Below are 18,104 nucleotides of genomic sequence, written 5' to 3'. Positions count from 1 at the left end.
TCCGTCCCGGAGCCGCCGCGGCGGCGGGACCGCGTACTCGACGGGACGGACCACGTGACCATCCGCCTGCTCTCCGGTCCGAGCGCTGGCGCGTCACTCGGCCGGCGGCGTTCTCGGCCGTCCCGTTGATCCTCGGACGACCGGGCGGACGATCTCACCCTTCAACAGGAAGGTGAAATACCCCCCACATCTCTAAAGACGCCAAATCGGGCATAAATGGATGCTTCGCCCCCAAGATTTTTCCTCCAGGGGTGTACGGCGGGAACCACCCGGGGACACCGCCGGGAGCGCATAGGCTTGAGGGATGGAAAAGGTGGTCAAGAGCGACGCCGAATGGCGCGTCCAGCTCTCTCCCGAGGAGTTCCACGTGCTCCGCCAGGCGGGCACCGAGCGCCCCTTCACCGGTGAGTACGTCGACACCAAGACCGAGGGCGTCTACAGCTGCCGGGCCTGCGGGGCCGAGCTGTTCCGCTCGGACACCAAGTTCGACAGCCACTGCGGCTGGCCCAGCTTCTACGAGCCGTCGCAGTCGGAGGCGGTGACCCTGATCGAGGACCGCTCACTGGGCATGGTCCGGGTCGAGGTCCGGTGCGCGACCTGCGACTCCCACCTCGGCCACGTCTTCCACGGCGAGGGCTACGGCACCCCGACCGACGACCGTTACTGCATCAACTCCGTGTCCCTGCGGCTCGAACCCGCCGAGTAACCGGCGCCCGGCGCCCCGCGACGTGATCCCCGACGGAGAGCGCGGGCGCCCGGCACGGCACGGCACCATAACTCAAAGTACGCGACCGCCTCCGCAACGTGTTCTTGCTCAGGGAGCAACCGTGCACCTCCGGCACAGGTGGGAGATCGTCGAGACCATTGGCCGGGTGATCACCCAGCGCTGCAGGGTCTGCGGCAGGACCAGGGTCCGGGTGAGATGACCCGTCGTCACTTCGGCTCGGGGTAGGTGAGGCGGCAGTCACGGTCCTTGGAGCCGATGATGTTCGCCAGGACGGGGTTGCCGTTCTCGCCGAACCTCGCCTGGACGAAGACCACGGGGTTCGGATCGCCGACCTCTCCGACGAGGTAGTCACGACCCGTCTCGCAGAGCTTGAGGGCCTGCTTGGAGTTGCTCGCGGAGTCGGGAAGGTCGGTGTAGATGCGCAGGTAGCCGCCGACGATCCGGATGTCCTTCAGCCGCTTGGTCGCCTTGTGCTCGATGAAGTAGGCCAGCGCCTGTTTGTCGGTGTGCTTGGACAGCCCCCCGGCCTTGGCCTCCTGACCCTTCTTCGCCTTACCCGGCTTGTCGGCCGCGGCCTTTTCAGCGGCCTTCCCAGGGTCCTTCGCCGAACCCCCCGTCTCGGCGGGCGCCGCCACGGGGGCGGTCACCAGCGCCCGCCCCATCTCCTGCTCCTGCGTCCGCGCGCCCGGCCGCAGCAGCGAGCCGCCGAGCACCAGCAGCGCCGCGACCAGCGCGGCCGCCCCGACCAGCGCCCGGAGCGTCCCGGGGAGACGGGACCGGCTCCGGCTCCTCCTGCGGCGGTTCCCGCCCGTTTCCATCCTCGGCCTCACAGACGGCGTCGTTCTCCCCGGGCGTCCCCCGGCGGCGGTGTCATGGCGCCACTACGGCAGCGCGGCGATCAGCTCTCCGGCCGGCTTGCGGACGCCCGTGTAGAAGGGGATCTCCTCCCGGGTGTGCAGCCGTGCCCGCGCTCCCCTCAGGGTTCGCATGAGGTCGACGATGCGGTGCAGTTCGTCGGCCTCGAAGGCGAGCATCCACTCGTAGTCGTTCAGCGCGAAGCAGGCGACGGTGTTCGCCCTGACGTCGGGGTACTCCCGGGCCATCTTGCCGTGCTCGGCCAGCATCGCGCGGCGCTCGGCGTCCTCCAGGAGGTACCACTCGAGGGAGCGGACGAACGGGTAGACGCAGACGTATCCGCGCGGCTCCTCCTCGGCGAGGAAGGCCGGGATGTGCGACTTGTTGAACTCGGCGGGCCGGTGCAGCGCCATGACCGACCAGACGGGCTCGGCCAGCCGCCCCAGCTCGGTGCGGCGGAACCTGGAGTAGGTCTCCTGCAGGTCGTCGGCGGACGGCGCGTGCCACCAGAACATGAAGTCGGCGTCCGCGCGGAACCCGGCGACGTCGTACAGACCCCGGGTGACCACGTCCTTCTCCGCCACCTGGGCCAGCAGGTCCTCGACCTCGTCGGCCATTCCCTCGCGGTTGGCCGGGCAGCGCTCGCGCAGCCGGAAGACCGACCACATGGTGTAGCGGATCACCTGGTTCAGGTCGCGTGCCTTCGGCCGCGGGTTCCCGTCCGTCGTCCTCACCCCTTCGTCAGCGAATCAGCTTTCCCATGCCATTGTCCCGCCGGATCCAGGTGGTCCAGAATCCGGGCCGCCGCGGTACGGGCGGTCGCCACGCAGGCGGGGACGCCGAGGCCGTCGTAGGCGGCGCCGCACACGGCCAGGCCGGGGTGCGAGGCGACGGCCGCGCGGACGCGGGCCACCCGGTCGAGGTGGCCGACGTCGTACTGCGGCAGGGAGCCGCCCCAGCGGGTCACCCTGGAGTCGCGGGGCAGCCCGCGCGCCCCGGCGACCTCGGCCATCTCCTCCACCGCCAGGGCGACCAGCTCGGCGTCGTCGCGCTGGAGCAGCGCCTCCTCGCCCAGGCGGCCGACGGAGCAGCGCAGCATAATCAGATCGGGGTCGGCCTCGGCCAGGTGCGGCCACTTGACCGAGCTGAACGTGGCGGCCTTGACCGCGCGCCGCTCGACGGGCGGGACCAGGTAACCGCTGCCGGTCGGCGGCTCGGGGAAGGCCTCCCTGGGGTAGGCGAGCGTGACGACGGCCATGCTGGCGTACTCGATCCTGGCCAGCTCGGCCGCGGCCCCGGGCACCTCGGCCGCGAGCAGGCGACCGGCCGCCGGAGCGGGCACCGCGACGACCACGGCGTCCGCCTCGATCACCTCGGGCTCGGGCACCGGCCCCGCGACGAGACGCCAGCCGCTCTCGGTACGGCGCAGCTCCCTGACCGTGACACCGGTCCTGATCTCCGCGCCGGAGGCCTCGGCGACGGCCGCGGGCAGGGAGCCCATGCCCCGGCGCAGCGTGGTGAAGACCGGCCCCTCCTGCCGCGCCCCGGTGACGATCTCGCGGGCGGCGGTGAGCAGTGACCGCTCCGACCTGGCCGCCGCGGCGATCCCGGGCATCGTCGCCTCAAGCGACAGGCGCTCGGCCCGGCCCGCGTAGACGCCGCCGAGCATCGGCTCGACCAGCCGCTCGACCACCTCCTCGCCCATCCTGGCCCGGATGTAGGAGGCGACGGAGACGTCGGTCGTGACGAGGGTGGCGGGCAGGACGCGATCCAGCGGGACACGCGCGAGACCGGCGGGGCTCAGCACGCCCGACCTGACCAGCGCGGCCAGGTCCGAGGGGACACCCATGACCTGCCCCGCGGGCATGGCGCGCAGCGCGCCCCTGCTGAGGATGGCCGCCCGGGTCGTCGCGGGGTCGCGTAGCTCCCCTCCGAGGCCGACGCCCTCGGCCAGTGCCTTACCCTCGGGGCGCCGTGCGAGCATGGCCTCCGCCCCGGCGTCCACCTGGACGCCCGCGACCTCGGAGGCGAACAGCTTGCCGCCGATCCGCCGGGCGCCGTCGAGCACGGTCACCCGGACGCCCTCACCGCCCTGCCTGAGGTACCACGCGGCCGCCAGACCCGCGATCCCCCCGCCGACGACCACCACATGGCACCGGTTGCCTTCCATGACTCCTGACCGTACCTCCCGCCATGGCCGCCCGCGTGTTTCCCCCGTCCCGTGGCGGGCCGTACCGGAACGTGATGCCATCGTGATCCCTCCGGCAAAACCGCGCCACCGCCGGAACCGTCTCCAGGGGCATGAGAAAACTCGCGTACGGCGTGTGCGTGACGGCCATCGCGCTGTCCCTGTCCTCCTGCGCCGGACAGAGCACGGGATCGATCCCGGACTCGGGCGGCTCCGCCGAGAACCAGGCCGCACCGGCGATGGCCGAGTCGTCCCCCCGGCCGAGGAAGGAGGCCGCACCCAAGCGGGACGAACAGGTGAAGCTGGTCGCGCAGGATCGGGCGATCATCTACACGGCCGAGCTGACCGTCCGCGCCAAGGACGTCGTCGCCGCGGCCGACACGGCGCGGCGGATCGTCACCGCGGCGGGCGGCCACCTGTCCACGGAGAAGTCGGACACCGGCTACGGTGACCGCGCCTCGACCAGCCTGACCTTCAAGGTCCCGCCCTCGGCCTACCCGGGGGTGCTGCAGCGCCTGGGCGGGGAGCTGGGCAGGCGTGAGTCGCTGCAGCAGAACACCGAGGACGTCACCGAGCAGGTCGCCGACGTGGAGAGCCGGCTACGGTCCTCGCAGGCCGCGCTCGACTCGCTGCGCTCCCTGATGAAGAAGGCCAAGACGATCGGTGAGGTGCTGGACGTCGAACGGGAGGTCTCGGCGCGCGAGGCCGACCTCGAATCCCTCCAGGCCCGGCAGAAGACGCTCGCCTCGCAGACGAGCATGGCGACGCTGACGCTGAACCTGATCGGTCCCGAGGTCACCGTCGAGGAGCCGGAGGAGGAGTCCCCCGGTTTCCTCGGTGGCCTGCGCTCCGGCTGGCGGTCCCTCGTCGCGGCCGTCGGGATCGGTCTCGTCGTCCTGGGCGCGCTGCTGCCCTGGCTGGCCGTACTGGGCCTGATCGGGCTGGCCGTGGTCCTCCTGCGGCGCCTGTTCAGGGGCGGGTCCGCGCCCGCCGTACCGGATCGGGAGCCGGTCGAGCCCTCCGAACCCGCCGAGCGGGCCGAGGCCGAGGAGGCCTGACGGCCTCAGCGGGCCGAGGCCTCGTGGACGAAGTCCGTCAGGCGGGCGAGCTGGTCGGGATCGGTCGAGGGCAGCACGCCGTGGCCGAGGTTGAAGACGTGCCCCTCGGCCTTGGCGCCGCGCGCCAGGATGTCGGCGGCCCTGCGCTCGACGACCTCCCACGGGGCCAGCAGGATCGCCGGGTCGAGGTTGCCCTGCAGCGCCCTGCCCGGTCCGACGCGCCTGGCGGCCTCGTCGAGCGGGACCCGCCAGTCGACGCCGACCACGTCCGCCCCTGCCTCGCCGAGCAGCCCGAGCAGCTCACCGGTGCCGACGCCGAAGTGGATGCGCGGGATGTTCAGGTCGGCCAGTCCCTCGAAGATCCGGGTGGTGTAGGGCATGACGAACTCGCGGTAGTCGTCGGGCGCCACGGCGCCGACCCAGGAGTCGAAGAGCTGTACGGCCGAGACCCCGGCGTCCGCCTGGACGCGCAGGAAGCCGACGGTGATGCCGGTCAGCCGCTCCATCAGGGCGTGCCACAGGTCGGGCCTGCCGTACATCATGGCCTTGGTGTGGTCGTGGTTCTTGGAGGGACCGCCCTCGATGAGGTACGAGGCCAGGGTGAACGGCGCGCCCGCGAAGCCGATGAGGGGGGTCGAGCCCAGCTCGGCGGTCAGGGCGCCGACGGCCTCGGTGACGTAGGAGACGTCTCCGGGCTCGATCGGGCGGAGCCTGCCGATCCCCGCGGCGTCCCTGATCGGCTCCGCGACGACCGGGCCGACGCCTGGCTTGATGTCGAGGTCGATCCCGATCGCCCTGAGCGGCACCACGATGTCACTGAAGAAGATCGCCGCGTCGACGCCGTAGCGGCGCACGGGTTGCATGGTGATCTCCACGATCAGATCCGGGGTCGCGCAGGCGGTGAGCATGGGCACCTCACCGCGCACCGCCCGGTACTCGGGCAGCGAACGGCCGGCCTGCCGCATGAACCACACGGGAGTGCGGGAGACGGGCTGGCGGCGGCATGCGCGCAGGAACGGAGAGTCGGCGAGCTCGGGAGTCACCCCACCAGGGTGCCATGCCGGTGACGTGGTCCGTTCTTCACGGCTGCTGAGCGTCGTTCTGGGTATGAAATCACCGGTTATTAAATGAGATCACACCTAACAACACCTAGACAGCTTCAAGTCATGATGACGATAGGGTTCCACCTGTTTCGAGCGCTTCGTCCGCAGCCCCGTCGGCTGGAATCCTGGAGCGGAGCGCCCCGGGAGGCCCCGGGCCGCGCGAAGCGATCATGTTTCCGGGTACAGTTCCTCCCATTGACGAACCTGGCCCAGCCCTCGGCTGAGCCAAATGTTCGCCAAGTCACCGCGCGGCATCATTCCGGCACCACTTTCGGGACACGCCGAGCACGTTGCGCGGAAATGTCGGCGCGACGTGCCAACGTCGGACCACGACCCGACGAAAGGCCTGTGCGATGTCCACGATGTGGAGTTCACCTGAGCACCGCGGTGAGCACTGCGCTTCCTGTGCCGACGAGCGGGTGTCCGGGCAGCCCCCCCATGCCTTCCCCCACTATGCGGACGCGCCCGCCCCCCACCGGGCGGCGGCAGTGGCTTGATCGGTCCCGATGGCTCCTACACACACCCCAGTGGTCCCCATGCGTTCAGTTCCGACCTACGCTTCCGGTATGACCGCCGGTGACGCGCCGCCCGCTCCCGCCGCCTTCACGCGCGCGGCAGCCAGCATGCGCCCCACCGAGGTCAGACCGGAGATCGAGCTGGAGGACATCCCGGCGCCACAGCGCCTCGCCCCCTACTCGGCCGCCATCGGCGCGTCGGTCTACCGCGACGACGACGAACTCGCGGTCGGCCGCCTCATCATGCTCTTCGACCCGGACGGCCAGCGCGGCTGGGACGGCCAGTTCCGGCTGGTCGCCTACGTCCGGGCCGACATGGAACCCGAGATCACCGAGGATCCGTTGCTCGGCCCCGTCGCGTGGAGCTGGCTCACCGAGTCACTCGACGCGCACGGCGTCGCCTACGCCGCCGCCGGAGGCACCGTCACCAAGGCGGTTTCCGAGGGCTTCGGCAACAAGGACGGAGATCCGGTGACCACGGAACTGGAGCTGCGCGCCTCCTGGTCTCCGCTGGAGGAGGACCTCTCCGGCCATGTCGCCGCCTGGTGCGATCTGATGTGCCTCGCGGCCGGTATACCACCCCTGCCACCCGACGTGGCGAGCCTGCCGCCACGCCGTCGCGAAGATCCGGAGTCCTTCCGAACGTGACCGACGAGACAACCATCGTTCCGCTGCTGGAGCCGCGAGAGGGAATCCCACCCGTCATCGAGGACGAAGCCGACCTCGCACGTGTCGTGCGCGCCTTCGCCGAGGGCACCGGGCCGGTCGCCGTCGACGCCGAACGCGCCTCGGGGTACCGCTACAGCGGACGTGCCTATCTGGTACAGCTGCGCCGCGCCGGTGCGGGCAGCGCGCTGATCGACCCGACCCACTGCCCCGACCTGTCCGGGCTCGACGAGGCGCTCGCCGACGCCGAGATCGTGCTGCACGCCGCCTCCCAGGACCTGCCGTGTCTGGCCGAGCTGAACTTCCATCCCCGGGAGCTGTTCGACACCGAGCTGGCCGGGCGGCTGCTCGGCTACGAACGGGTCGGCCTGGGGATGATGGTGGAGAACGTCCTCGGCCTGAGGCTGGAGAAGGGCCACTCGGCCGCCGACTGGTCGACCCGGCCGCTGCCCGAGGACTGGCTGCGTTACGCGGCGCTCGACGTCGAGGTCCTGGTCGAGTTGCGTGACGTCCTCTACCAGGAACTCGACGCCAGCGGGAAGCTGTCCTGGGCCCAGGAGGAGTTCTCCGCGGTGCTGGCGCACAAGTCCCCCGCGCCCCGCTCCGACCCGTGGCGGCGCACCTCGGGCATCCACAAGGTCCGCTCGCTGCGCGGGCTCGCCGTGGTCAGGGAGCTGTGGACGCTCCGCGACCGGCTGGCCAGGGACTCCGACCTCGCGCCCGGCCGGGTCCTGCCCGACGCGGCGATCGTCACCGCGGCCCTGGAACAGCCCCGCACCACCAAGGCGCTCACCGAGATCCCCCCGTTCACCGGCCGTAGTGCCCGCAGGCACCTGCGTGACTGGCTGGCCGCGATCGGCAGGGCGCGCGCGCTGCCCGAGGCCCAGCTCCCGCAGCCGAGCGCGCCGGGTGACGGGCCGCCGCCCGCCAACCGGTGGATGGACCGTGACCCGGCCGCCGCGCGGCGCCTGGCCGCCGCGCGGACCGTGGTGGCCGCGCTCGCCGACGAGCACCACATGCCGACGGAGAACCTCGTCCAGCCGGACGCCGTCCGCCGCCTGACCTGGGAGCCGCCGGCCGTCATCGACGACGAGACCGTCGCGACCCGGCTGCGCGAGCTGGGCGCGCGGGAGTGGCAGATCGGACTGACCGCCCACCCGATGGCCAAGGCTCTGCTCCGCCTTGAGACCAAGGGCGAGGCCTGATCCAGGCCGTTCGCACGGCTGTGCCCCTCGGGGCCGTTCTCGGCTGATTCAGGCCGTCACGGCCCGAGGGGCGCCGTCATTTTCGACGGTCCGATCGGCTCGTCCGCGCGGCGGTGCGGGCGCCGTCATTCCGGGGGCTCGATCGGCCGGATCTCCACCGCGCAGATCCTGGCGTCGGGCCAGCGGGCGGCGATCTCCAGGGCGCGTTCCTCGGTGGCGCAGTCGATCACGCAGTAACCCGCCAGGTGTTCCTTCGCCTCGATGAACGGCCCGTCGGTGATCATCGGGTCCCCGTCGCGCACCCGGACGGTCCTGCCCCGTGACCTGTCGGCCAGGGCGTCCCCGCCGACCCACTCCCCCGAGGCGGTCAGTTCCGCCGCCAGTTTCCTGGCCTCGTCCATCAGACCGTCCTGTTCCACGTTCGACAGGACTTCCCAGGTTTCGGGATTGTTGTAGATCATCAGCATGTACTTCACGCGTGCGTTCCTCGCTGTCACGGCATCTGGAACGGGCATCCGTTCACAGGGTTGTCGAAGCGGTGGACGGTAGCAAGGCCCGCTTTTCCGGCGAAAGTGAAACGGCGGTCGAGAAACGCCCCCGGAGGTCCGGATTTCACGGTCGAGATCGGGGACCCCCTCGGTACGGCCGTCGCCCGTTGCGGAGCGGCGGCCGTACCCGGAGGGGGTCAGCAGGAGGAGAGCATGTCCTGCAGGGCGGCCTTCTCCGAGCTCTGCAGGGTCAGGTCGTAGGTCCACTTCACCTGGATCCAGGCCGAGGCGTAGGCGCAGCGGAAGCCGGGCAGGGAGGGCTGCCAGGTCGAGGGGTCCTGGTCGCTCTTCTGCTGGTTGACGTTGTCGGTGACCGCCCACAGCTGGGGACCGTCCAGGTCGTTGGCGAAGGCCTGCCGCTGGGTGGTGGTCCACGCCCAGGCCCCCGACCGCCACGCCTCGGCGAGCGGGACCATGTGGTCGATGTCGATGTCGCTCGCGGCGGTCCAGGTGGCGCCGTCGTAGGGGGAGTACCAGCTTCCCGAGGTCGCCGCGCAGCTGGAGTTGACGACCACGTCGGAGCCGTCCCGCTTGAGCACGGTCTCTCTGGTGTTGCACGTGCCGCTGATGGTGATCCAGTGCGGGAAGAGGGTGCGACTGTAGGTGTCCTGGTGCGACTCGCTCTCCACGGTGAGCGCGTCGAGCCTGGCGGAGGCGGTGGACGGCGAGGGGATGCCGGGCGGGACGGCCCATGCCGTACCGGTGGTGAGGGTGGAGGTGAGGAGAACGGCGGTGAGAGCGGCGAGAGCCGCGGTGACGACTCGTCTCACGAGTGGCCCCTTCTGTCTCCCGCCCCGGCCAGTGGGAGGTCTGGGCTTCGCGAGGCGGGAACAGACGGAACTTCTCAAGCGAGAATAACCACACAAATATCAGTGTTTGACGATGATATGGATATCGATTAGGCGGATAATGCCGCCAACCATCCAAAAAGGAACCTCTACCTGCGGCGACACCCGAAAAACCCGTCGGACGGATGCCTTTTACCACCCCAAACATGGAGCGAATTCCCGGTTAATCGATATTTCCGAGAAATACCCTCAATCGTCATCTCATTTTGAAATCCGATATATCAGCATCCGTTCGATGTCCGCCGCGACAGGGACGTGGCGCGCCCGGTCGTGCCAGAGGTTGTTACCGACGAGTAGCATGGACGGGTAGCCACCCAGCAACGAGGAGCGAACCCGTGCCTTCGTCTCGTGACGTCGTATTCGTCGACGGTGTGCGCACGCCCTTCGGCAAGGCGGGCCCCAAGGGTCTGTACGCCGAGACACGCGCAGACGACCTGGTGATCCGTGTCATCCGCGAACTGATGCGGCGCAACCCGAACCTGCCGCCCGAGCGCGTCGACGAGGTGGCGATCGCGGCCACCACGCAGATCGGCGACCAGGGCCTGACCATTGGTCGTTCGGCCGCCGTCCTGGCCGGGCTGCCCAAAACGGTGCCCGGTTACGCGATCGACCGGATGTGCGCGGGCGCCATGACGGCGGTGACCTCGGTCGCCGGGGGCATCGCCTTCGGCGCCTACGACGTGGCCATCGCCGGAGGAGTCGAGCACATGGGCCGCCACCCGATGGGCGAGGGCGTCGACCCCAATCCCCGCTTCCTCGCCGAGCGGCTCGTGGACGGCTCGGCCCTGGTCATGGGCATGACCGCGGAGAACCTGCACGACCGTTACCCGTCGATCACCAGGGAACGCGCGGACGCCTTCGCCGTCGCCTCCCAGGAGAAGGCCGCCAAGGCCTACGCCGACGGCCGCATCCAGCCCGACCTCGTCCCCGTGGCGACCCGCTCGGCCGAACGGGGCTGGGGGCTGGCCACCGCCGACGAGGCTCCCCGCCCCGGCACCACCCTCGACGGGCTGGCCCCGCTCAAGACCCCCTTCCGCCCGCACGGCCGGGTCACCGCGGGCAACGCCTCCGGCGTCAACGACGGGGCGACCGGCTGCGTCGTGGCCGCCGCCGACGTCGCCGAGGAGCTGGGCCTGACGGCCAGGATGCGCCTGGTCTCCTACGCCTTCGCCGGTGTCGATCCGGAGGTCATGGGGATCGGCCCCATCCCTTCGACCGAGCGCGCGCTGCGCCTGGCCGGGCTGTCCGTCTCCGACATCGGCCTGTTCGAGATCAATGAGGCCTTCGCCGTGCAGGTTCTGGCCTTCCTCGAACACTTCGGCATCGCCGACGACGACCCCAGGGTCAACCCGTACGGCGGCGCCATCGCCTACGGCCACCCGCTGGCCTCCTCGGGGGTACGGCTGATGACGCAGCTGGCTCGTCAGTTCGGCGAGCGCCCCGCCGTACGGTACGGCGTGACCACGATGTGCGTCGGCATGGGCATGGGCGGAACGGTCGTCTGGGAGAACCTCGCCTGGGAGGGCACGAAGTGACCGGCAACGGAAAGAACCTCGAAGAACTGTTCCCCGACGAGGTCGTCACGAAGGCGATCGTCCACGACGTCGAGTTGCCCTACGGCGCCGGTCTCATGGCGTTGATCACCCTGGACAACGGCTTCGACCACACCAAGCCGTCCACCTTCGGCCCGGCGGGGCTCGCGTCTCTGGACGAGGCGCTCGACGCGGTCGCGGCCAGGAACGACCTGGCGGCCGTCGGCGTCGTCGGCAAGCCGTTCATCTTCGCGGTCGGCGCGGACCTCAAGGGCCTCCCGGTGATCACCGGCCATGAGCAGGCGCTGCGGATCGGCGAGCTCGGCCACCGGGTGTTCCGCCGCCTCGGCGAGCTGGACGTGCCGTCGTTCGCGTTCGTCAACGGCGCGGCCATGGGCGGCGGCCTGGAGATCGCCCTGCACTGCACCTACCGGACCATCTCCTCCGGCGTGACGGCTGTCGCGCTGCCCGAGTGCTTCCTCGGCCTGGTGCCCGGCTGGGGCGGCACCCAGCTGCTTCCCCGCCTCGTCGGCCCGGCCGCCGCGATCAAGCTGATCATCGAGAACCCGCTCTCCCAGAACCGCATGATCAAGGGCCGGGAGGCCTTCGAGGCGGGCGTCGCCGACGCGATGTTCGAGCCCGCCGACTTCCTTGAGGAGTCGCTGCGCTGGGCGGCCCGGGTGCTGCGCGGCGAGGCGACCGTCTCCCGGACCGACCACACCGCCGGCGACTGGTCCAAGACCCTCGCCGACGCCCGCTTCCTGGTCGACATGAAGCTGCGCGGCTCCTCCCCCGCCCCCTACCGCGCCCTCGACCTGATCGAACTGGCCCGTACCGCCTCCCGCGACGAGGGTTTCGCCGCCGAGGACCGGGCCCTGGCCGACCTCCTCATGGGCGACGAGCTGCGCGCGGGCCTGTACTCCTTCGACCTGGTGCAGCGCAGGGCCAAGCGGCCCGCCGGAGCCCCGGACCGGGAGCTGGCCCGCAAGGTCACCAAGGTCGGCGTCGTCGGCGCGGGCCTGATGGCCTCCCAGATGGCGCTGCTGTTCGCCCGCCGTCTCGAGGTTCCGGTCGTGCTGACCGACCTGGACCAGGACAGGCTGGAGCGGGGCGTCGGCCACGTGCACGCCGAGATCGACAAGCTGCTCGGCAAGGGCCGGCTGTCCGCCGACCAGGCCAACCGGCTCAAGGGCCTGGTGACCGGCTCGCTGACCAAGGACGCCTTCGCCGACGCCGACTTCGTGATCGAGGCGGTCTTCGAGGACCTCGGGGTCAAGAGGAAGGTGTTCGCCGAGGTCGAGGAGGTCGTCTCCGCCGAGTGCGTGCTGGCGACCAACACCTCCTCCCTGTCGGTGACCGAGATGGCCGAGGGCCTGCGGCACCCGGAGCGGGTCGTCGGGTTCCACTTCTTCAACCCGGTCGCCATGATGCCGCTGCTGGAGATCGTCCGGGCCGCGGAGACCGACGACGCCACCCTGGCCACGGCCTTCACCGTCGGCAGGACGCTGAAGAAGTCGTCGGTGCTGGTCAAGGACGCGCCCGCCTTCGTGGTCAACCGGCTGCTCACCCGGTTCATGGGCGAGATCATCGCCGCCGTCGACGAGGGCACCCCGCTTGAGGTCGCCGACCACGCGCTCGACGGGCTCGGCCTGCCGATGACCCCGTTCACGCTGCTCCAGCTCGTCGGCCCCGCCGTCGCGCTGCACGTCGCCGAGACCCTGCACGACGCCTTCCCGTCCCGCTACGGCGTCTCGGAGAACCTCGCCCGGCTGGTGGCCGAGGGCAGGCCGGGGGTCTACGCCCCCGACCTGTCGCTGGATCCGCAGGCCACGGCCCTCTTCTCCGGCGGGTCCTCCCCCTCGACCGCGGAGGAGGTACGGCTTCGCGCCCTGCGCGCGCTGGCCGAGGAGATCCGTCTCATGCTCGACGAGGGCGTGGTCGCGGCGGCCCAGGACATCGACCTGTGCATGATCCTCGGCGCGGGCTGGCCGTTCCACCTGGGCGGCGTCACCCCTTATCTCGACCGTACGGGCGTCGCCGAGCCCCGTTTCCTTCCCCCCGGCGTCGCCTCCGTCCCGGCGTGACGCGCGCGGTGGCCGTCCCGCACGGGGGCGGCCACCGCCGGGTGATCCTTGGGACGATCCGGTTCCGATCTTTGCCCGGGGGCGGGAGTGACCGGGAACAACGGATGGCATGAGAACCGTCAAGATCGTGTCCGCCGTCCTGACGTTCGCCGCCGCGACCGCGCCGTCCTCACTCTCCGGCGCGGTCTCCGGGGCGCTCCCCGGCTCCACGGTCGTGCTCAGTCTGTCGGTCGGCGGCGCTCCCGCCAGGAGCGTCCTGCTGCGCTGCGGCCGGGCCGCCTCCCGCCCCTCCTTCGCCACCGCCTGCGGCATGCTCGGGAGGTTCGGGGGCGACCTGGCGAGGATGACCTACGACGTCGACATGGTCTGCGGCAGGGAGCACGTGGCGCACGCCGTGAGCGCCTCGGGGAGGTGGGAGGGCAGGCCGGTGCGTTTCACACACACCTATGACAATCGGTGTGAGATGACGGCCCTCACCGGCCCGGTGTTCTCCTTCTGACCTGCTACGAGCCGGTCTCGGCCGAATGGGCGACGCGGCTGTGGCGGTAGCCGTACAGGGCGTAGATGACGACTCCGATGATCATCCACACCACGAACCTGAGCCAGGTCTCCACCGGCAGGTTGAGCATCAGGTAGAGGCAGGCCAGCACCGACAGGATCGGCACCAGCGGAACCAGCGGCGTACGGAACGAACGCGGCAGATCCGGGCGGGTCCGGCGCAGGATGACCACCGCGATCGAGACGACCACGAACGCGAAGAGCGTGCCGATGTTGACCAGCTCGGCGATCGTGGACAGCGGGACCAGCCCCGCCAGCACGGCCACGACGACGCCCATGATGATCGTGATCCTGGCCGGGGTGCCGAACCTGGGGTGGACCTTGGCCAGGCTCCGCGGCAGCAGGTTGTCGCGGGACATCGCGAACAGCACCCGCGACTGGCCGAGCATGAGGATCATCACGACGGTGGTGAGACCGGCCAGCGCGCCGACGCTGATGAGCGTGGCAGCCCAGGTCTGGCCGACGGCCTTGAAGGCGTCCGCGAGCGGCGCGGCCTCACTGAGCGTGGAGTACGGCTGCATGCCGACGACGACCAGGGAGACCGCGACGTACAGGACCGTGCAGATGGCCAGTGAGGCGATGATGCCGATCGGCAGGTCGCGCTGCGGGCGGCGGGTCTCCTCCGCGGCGGTCGCGACGATGTCGAAGCCGATGTAGGCGAAGAACACGATCGCCGCCGCGCCGAAGACGCCGAAGACGCCGAAGGCGACCGGGGTGACCCCGAACAACACCTGGATCAGCGGGGCGGCCAGGCCCTCGACCGCGGGCGTCTGCTGCGCCGGCGGGACGAACGGCGTGTAGTTCTCCGTGTTGAGGAAGAACAGCCCGGCGACGATGACCAGCAACACCACGGCGATCTTGATCGCGACGATGATCAGGTTCACCCGGGACGACAGCTTGACCCCGGCGACCAGGACCGCGGTGAGGAGCAACACGATCAACGCGGCCGGCAGGTTGAAGGTCGCCCCCTCCCCCGCTATCGCGTCGGGCAGATGTATCCCGTAGGAGGTCAGCAACGACGTCAGGTAGCCCGACCAGCCGACCGCGACGACCGCGGCCGCCAGGGCCATCTCCAGCGTCAGGTCCCAGCCGATGATCCAGGCGGGGAACTCGCCGAGTGTAGCGAAGGAGAAGGTGTAGGCCGAACCGGCGACGGGCACGGTCGAGGCGAACTCCGCGTAGCAGAGCGCGGCCAGCGCGCAGACGACCCCGGCCACCACGAACGACAACGCGACCGCGGGTCCCGCCAGGTCTCTGGCGACCCGCCCGGTGAGCACGAAGATTCCGGTGCCGACGATGACGCCGATCCCGAAGACCGTCAGGTCGATCGCGGAGAGGTCCTTGCGAAGCCGGTGCTCGGGGGCCTCGGTGTCCCTGATCGACTGCTCGACCGACTTTACGCGTAATACTCCTCTGGCACGTTGCGCACCCATGGGGTCCTCCTTGACCATCCACAGTCGCCCACCTTTATGGAGCAAGTCATGCCCAACCGATCAGTTGCTGAACGGTGATACTCGGGGTTCTTTAGGGGAAAATCCCGATGTCCGCCTGCCCGTCCAGAGGAAGCATGGGGTCATGCTCTTGGACACACTGGGCCAGCTGGACCCATTTCTGGTAGGCGCGGTGCTGCTGGCGCTGCTCACGCTGGACGGTTCCCTGCTGATCGGGACCGTGGTCCCCGGGGACGCCGCGATCGTCGTGGCGGGAACCGCGCTGACCGGCCCCGCCGAGATCGCGGTCGCGGCGCTGGCCGGGGTCGTGGGCTGTTTCCTCGGCTCGACCGGCGGCTGGCTGATCGGCCGCCGGTACGGCTCGCGCGTGCGTCACAGCAGGGCGGGCCGGTGGATCGGCGAACGCCGCTGGAGCAAGGCCGAGCGGGTGGCCAGGAGCGAGGGAGGCGGCCCCGCCCTGGCCGCCTCCTACTTCCTGCCGCTGGTCAACGGGCTGACCCCGGTCCTGGCGGGGAGCCTCGGCGTGCCGTACAGGCGGTTCATCCGCTGGGCGGTTCCCGGCAGCGCCCTGTGGGTGACGACCTATCTGACGCTCGGCTCCGTGGCGGGCACCTTCGCCCGTGAGCACCAGCACCTGCTGGTGCCGATCGCCGCCTGCGCCGCCGTACTGGCCGTCGGCCTGTTCGTGATCGTACGGCGCAGCCGCACCGCCAGGGCGGCCGTCTCACCGGCCGCCGAGGCGACGGCGGTCAGCGGGCCGGCTGGTTCTCCAGGGCCGGAGAGCGCCGCGCGACCGCCTCGGTGATCTGACGGGCGATGTCCTGCGCGGTCAGCCCGATGTCGCCGAGGATCTTCGCCCGCTTCGCGTGGTCGAGGAAGCGCTGCGGGATGCCGTGGGTGCGGACCGGGACGTCCACGTCGGCGTCGCGCAGCACCCTGGCCACCGCGTCGCCGACGCCGCCGACCCTGCCGTTGTCCTCGACGACCACGACCAGCTTGTGCGCGGAGGCCGCCTTGACCAGGGCCTCCTCGTCGAGAGGCTTGACCCAGCGCGGGTCGACCACGGTCGCCGAGATGCCCTGGGCGTCGAGCAGCGCGGCCGCCTCGACGCACAGCTCGGCCATCGGGCCGACGCAGACCAGCAGCACGTCGGGGTCGCCGTCCTGCCGGCCCCGGCGCAGCACGTCCATCTCGCCGAGCCGTCCGACCGCCTCGATCTCCGTGGACACCGGCCCCTTGGGGTAGCGGACCACGCTCGGGCCGTCCTCGATCGCGACCGCCTCGGCCAGCAGCTCGCGCAGGCGCGGCTCGTCACGCGGCACGGCGATCGACAGGCCGGGGACGACCTGCAGGATCGACAGGTCCCACATGCCGTTGTGGCTGGCGCCGTCGTCACCGGTCACACCCGCCCTGTCGAGCACGACGGTGACCGGCAGGCGGTGCAGGGCGACGTCCATGAGCAGCTGGTCGAAGGCCCGGTTGAGGAAGGTCGAGTAGAGCGCGACGACCGGGTGCAGCCCGCCGAGGGCCAGGCCCGCCGCGCTGGTCAGCGCGTGCTGCTCGGCGATGCCGACGTCGTAGAGGCGCTCGGGGTAGGCCTCGGAGAACGGGATCAGGCCGACCGGGCCGAGCATCGCGGCGGTGATGGCCACGATGTCCTGGCGTTCCGCGGCCAGCCGTACGATCTCCTCACTGAAGACGTTGGTCCAGCCGTGCGGCTTGGGCTTCTCCTCGCCGGTCAGCGGGTCGAAGGCGCTGGGCGAGTGGAAGCGGTCCTCGTCGTGGTTCTCCGCGAAGGAGTAGCCGAAGCCCTTCTTGGTCAGGACGTGCACGATGACCGGGCGGCGGAAGTCGCGGGCCTTGCGCAACGCGGCCTCGACGGCCTGCTCGTCGTGGCCGTCGACCAGGCCGATGTACTTCAGGCCGAGGTCCTCGAACATCACCTGCGGGGCCAGGACGTCCTTGATGCCCTTCTTCACGCCGTGCAGCGCGTCGTAGACCGGGGAGCCGACCACGGGCACCTTCGCCAGGTTGTCCTTGACGAACTCCAGCATGTCCTCGTAGCGCTGAGTGGCGCGCAGCGAGGCCAGGTGCGAGGCGAGACCGCCGATGGTCGGCGAGTAGGAGCGGCCGTTGTCGTTGACCACGATGATCAGCGGCAGGTCCTTGTGGGCCGCGATGTTGTTGAGCGCCTCCCACGCCATGCCGCCGGTGAGCGCTCCATCGCCGATCACCGCCACGACCGTGCGGTCGTTCTCACGGCGCAGCCGGTGGGCCTTGGCCAGGCCGTCGGCGTAGGACAGCGCGGTCGAGGCGTGCGAGTTCTCGATGACGTCGTGCTCGGACTCGGCCTGGCTGGGGTAGCCGGACAGGCCGCCCTCCTGCCGGAGCCGGTCGAACCCCGCCGCCCTGCCCGTGAGCATCTTGTGGACGTAGGCCTGGTGACCGGTGTCCCACAGGATGCGGTCGCGCGGGGAGTCGAAGACCCGGTGCAGTGCGATCGTCAGCTCGACCACACCGAGGTTGGGGCCCAGGTGACCGCCGCCACGCGCCGTCGAACTGATCAGCAGATCCCGGATCTCCGCGGCGAGCCGGGGCAACTCGTCCGCCCCCAGCGCCTTCAGGTCCCGTGGTCCCTTGACCGAATCCAGCAGACTGCCAGGCCGTCCGGTCCGCTCGCTCACGGAATCATCCCCTCTGTCGGTCAGCGTCAGAGCCGAGTCTAGTTCGCATGACGGACACCTCCCCCGGGGACGGCGATTCTGC

At 70.6% G+C, this 18,104-nt stretch carries 16 protein-coding genes; 8 read left to right on the top strand and 8 right to left on the bottom strand.

The annotated features are described in order from the left end of the window. Positions 1-304: 304 nt before the first annotated feature. Positions 305-706 carry a peptide-methionine (R)-S-oxide reductase MsrB gene (msrB, locus tag ACFYY8_RS15510; RefSeq protein ID WP_352011308.1) on the top strand — a complete coding sequence of 134 codons (402 nt, stop codon included), beginning with the start codon at positions 305-307 and terminating at the stop codon, positions 704-706. Positions 707-933: 227 nt separating this feature from the next. Here the strand turns inward: msrB and ACFYY8_RS15505 are convergent, their stop codons facing one another. From ACFYY8_RS15505 to hemG, 3 genes are all read right to left on the bottom strand, one after another. Beyond that, positions 934-1,545, bottom strand: coding sequence for a hypothetical protein (locus ACFYY8_RS15505; protein WP_390041125.1), 612 nt, complete (start codon positions 1,543-1,545; stop codon positions 934-936). Between the two features lie 63 nt (positions 1,546-1,608). After that, complete coding sequence (gene hemQ, locus ACFYY8_RS15500) at positions 1,609-2,250, bottom strand: hydrogen peroxide-dependent heme synthase (protein ID WP_386190635.1); 642 nt, start codon at positions 2,248-2,250, stop codon at positions 1,609-1,611. Between the two features lie 62 nt (positions 2,251-2,312). After that, positions 2,313-3,752 carry a protoporphyrinogen oxidase gene (gene hemG / locus ACFYY8_RS15495; protein ID WP_390041123.1) on the bottom strand — a complete coding sequence of 480 codons (1,440 nt, stop codon included), beginning with the start codon at positions 3,750-3,752 and terminating at the stop codon, positions 2,313-2,315. A 131-nt stretch (positions 3,753-3,883) separates the two neighbouring features. Between hemG and ACFYY8_RS15490 the strand changes: the two genes are divergently transcribed. Next, a complete protein-coding gene (locus ACFYY8_RS15490) occupies positions 3,884-4,828 on the top strand; it encodes a DUF4349 domain-containing protein (RefSeq protein WP_390041121.1) in 945 nt (314 codons plus the stop codon). A 5-nt stretch (positions 4,829-4,833) separates the two neighbouring features. Here the strand turns inward: ACFYY8_RS15490 and hemE are convergent, their stop codons facing one another. After that, positions 4,834-5,871, bottom strand: a complete 1,038-nt coding sequence (gene hemE / locus ACFYY8_RS15485) for a uroporphyrinogen decarboxylase (RefSeq protein ID WP_390041119.1) — start codon at positions 5,869-5,871, stop codon at positions 4,834-4,836. A 626-nt stretch (positions 5,872-6,497) separates the two neighbouring features. Here hemE and ACFYY8_RS15480 point away from each other — a divergent pair. Beyond that, positions 6,498-7,094: a DUF3000 domain-containing protein gene (locus tag ACFYY8_RS15480; protein WP_352011302.1), complete on the top strand. Its 597-nt coding sequence runs from the start codon at positions 6,498-6,500 to the stop codon at positions 7,092-7,094. Further along, positions 7,091-8,317 (top strand): HRDC domain-containing protein, encoded by a 1,227-nt coding sequence (locus ACFYY8_RS15475; protein WP_390041117.1) that lies wholly within the window; start codon positions 7,091-7,093, stop codon positions 8,315-8,317. The genes ACFYY8_RS15480 and ACFYY8_RS15475 overlap by 4 nt, the downstream gene beginning before the upstream one ends. A 125-nt stretch (positions 8,318-8,442) precedes the next feature. Here the strand turns inward: ACFYY8_RS15475 and ACFYY8_RS15470 are convergent, their stop codons facing one another. Next, a complete protein-coding gene (locus ACFYY8_RS15470; protein ID WP_390041643.1) occupies positions 8,443-8,784 on the bottom strand; it encodes a YciI family protein in 342 nt (113 codons plus the stop codon). Between the two features lie 218 nt (positions 8,785-9,002). Continuing rightward, complete coding sequence (locus ACFYY8_RS15465; protein ID WP_390041115.1) at positions 9,003-9,635, bottom strand: HNH endonuclease family protein; 633 nt, start codon at positions 9,633-9,635, stop codon at positions 9,003-9,005. Between the two features lie 413 nt (positions 9,636-10,048). Here ACFYY8_RS15465 and ACFYY8_RS15460 point away from each other — a divergent pair, with 413 nt between their 5' ends. From ACFYY8_RS15460 to ACFYY8_RS15450, 3 genes are all read left to right on the top strand, one after another. Further along, positions 10,049-11,248, top strand: coding sequence for a thiolase family protein (locus ACFYY8_RS15460; protein WP_390041113.1), 1,200 nt, complete (start codon positions 10,049-10,051; stop codon positions 11,246-11,248). Beyond that, on the top strand, positions 11,245-13,329 hold the full coding sequence (locus tag ACFYY8_RS15455; protein WP_390041111.1) for a 3-hydroxyacyl-CoA dehydrogenase NAD-binding domain-containing protein: 2,085 nt from the start codon (positions 11,245-11,247) through the stop codon (positions 13,327-13,329). The genes ACFYY8_RS15460 and ACFYY8_RS15455 overlap by 4 nt, the downstream gene beginning before the upstream one ends. A 109-nt stretch (positions 13,330-13,438) precedes the next feature. Next, entirely contained in the window at positions 13,439-13,828 is a 390-nt protein-coding gene (locus ACFYY8_RS15450; RefSeq protein ID WP_390041109.1) for an SSI family serine proteinase inhibitor, read from the top strand. Between the two features lie 4 nt (positions 13,829-13,832). On the opposite strand, the gene ACFYY8_RS15445 is transcribed toward ACFYY8_RS15450, so the two are convergent. Beyond that, positions 13,833-15,320, bottom strand: a complete 1,488-nt coding sequence (locus ACFYY8_RS15445) for an amino acid permease (protein ID WP_390041107.1) — start codon at positions 15,318-15,320, stop codon at positions 13,833-13,835. Positions 15,321-15,462: 142 nt separating this feature from the next. On the opposite strand from ACFYY8_RS15445, the gene ACFYY8_RS15440 reads away from it, so the two are divergent. Further along, complete coding sequence (locus ACFYY8_RS15440) at positions 15,463-16,143, top strand: DedA family protein (RefSeq protein ID WP_390041105.1); 681 nt, start codon at positions 15,463-15,465, stop codon at positions 16,141-16,143. Here ACFYY8_RS15440 and dxs read toward each other — a convergent pair. Further along, entirely contained in the window at positions 16,088-18,022 is a 1,935-nt protein-coding gene (gene dxs, locus ACFYY8_RS15435) for a 1-deoxy-D-xylulose-5-phosphate synthase (protein ID WP_390041103.1), read from the bottom strand. The genes ACFYY8_RS15440 and dxs overlap by 56 nt on opposite strands. Positions 18,023-18,104: the final 82 nt, after the last annotated feature.

Source organism: Streptosporangium sp. NPDC001559, from assembly GCF_042893955.1.
Classification (GTDB): Bacteria; Actinomycetota; Actinomycetes; order Streptosporangiales; family Streptosporangiaceae; genus Streptosporangium.
This window is presented reverse-complemented; position numbering and strand designations above follow the sequence as displayed.

Coding starts and splice junctions, on each gene's coding strand:
- msrB (WP_352011308.1), top strand. CDS start 305: ATGGAAAAGGTGGTCAAGAGCGACGCCGAATGGCGCGTCCAGCTCTCT.
- ACFYY8_RS15450 (WP_390041109.1), top strand. CDS start 13,439: ATGAGAACCGTCAAGATCGTGTCCGCCGTCCTGACGTTCGCCGCCGCG.
- ACFYY8_RS15480 (WP_352011302.1), top strand. CDS start 6,498: ATGACCGCCGGTGACGCGCCGCCCGCTCCCGCCGCCTTCACGCGCGCG.
- ACFYY8_RS15440 (WP_390041105.1), top strand. CDS start 15,463: ATGCTCTTGGACACACTGGGCCAGCTGGACCCATTTCTGGTAGGCGCG.
- hemG (WP_390041123.1), bottom strand. CDS start 3,752: ATGGAAGGCAACCGGTGCCATGTGGTGGTCGTCGGCGGGGGGATCGCG.
- ACFYY8_RS15470 (WP_390041643.1), bottom strand. CDS start 8,784: ATGCTGATGATCTACAACAATCCCGAAACCTGGGAAGTCCTGTCGAAC.
- ACFYY8_RS15490 (WP_390041121.1), top strand. CDS start 3,884: ATGAGAAAACTCGCGTACGGCGTGTGCGTGACGGCCATCGCGCTGTCC.
- ACFYY8_RS15505 (WP_390041125.1), bottom strand. CDS start 1,545: ATGGAAACGGGCGGGAACCGCCGCAGGAGGAGCCGGAGCCGGTCCCGT.
- hemQ (WP_386190635.1), bottom strand. CDS start 2,250: ATGTGGTCGGTCTTCCGGCTGCGCGAGCGCTGCCCGGCCAACCGCGAG.
- ACFYY8_RS15445 (WP_390041107.1), bottom strand. CDS start 15,320: ATGGGTGCGCAACGTGCCAGAGGAGTATTACGCGTAAAGTCGGTCGAG.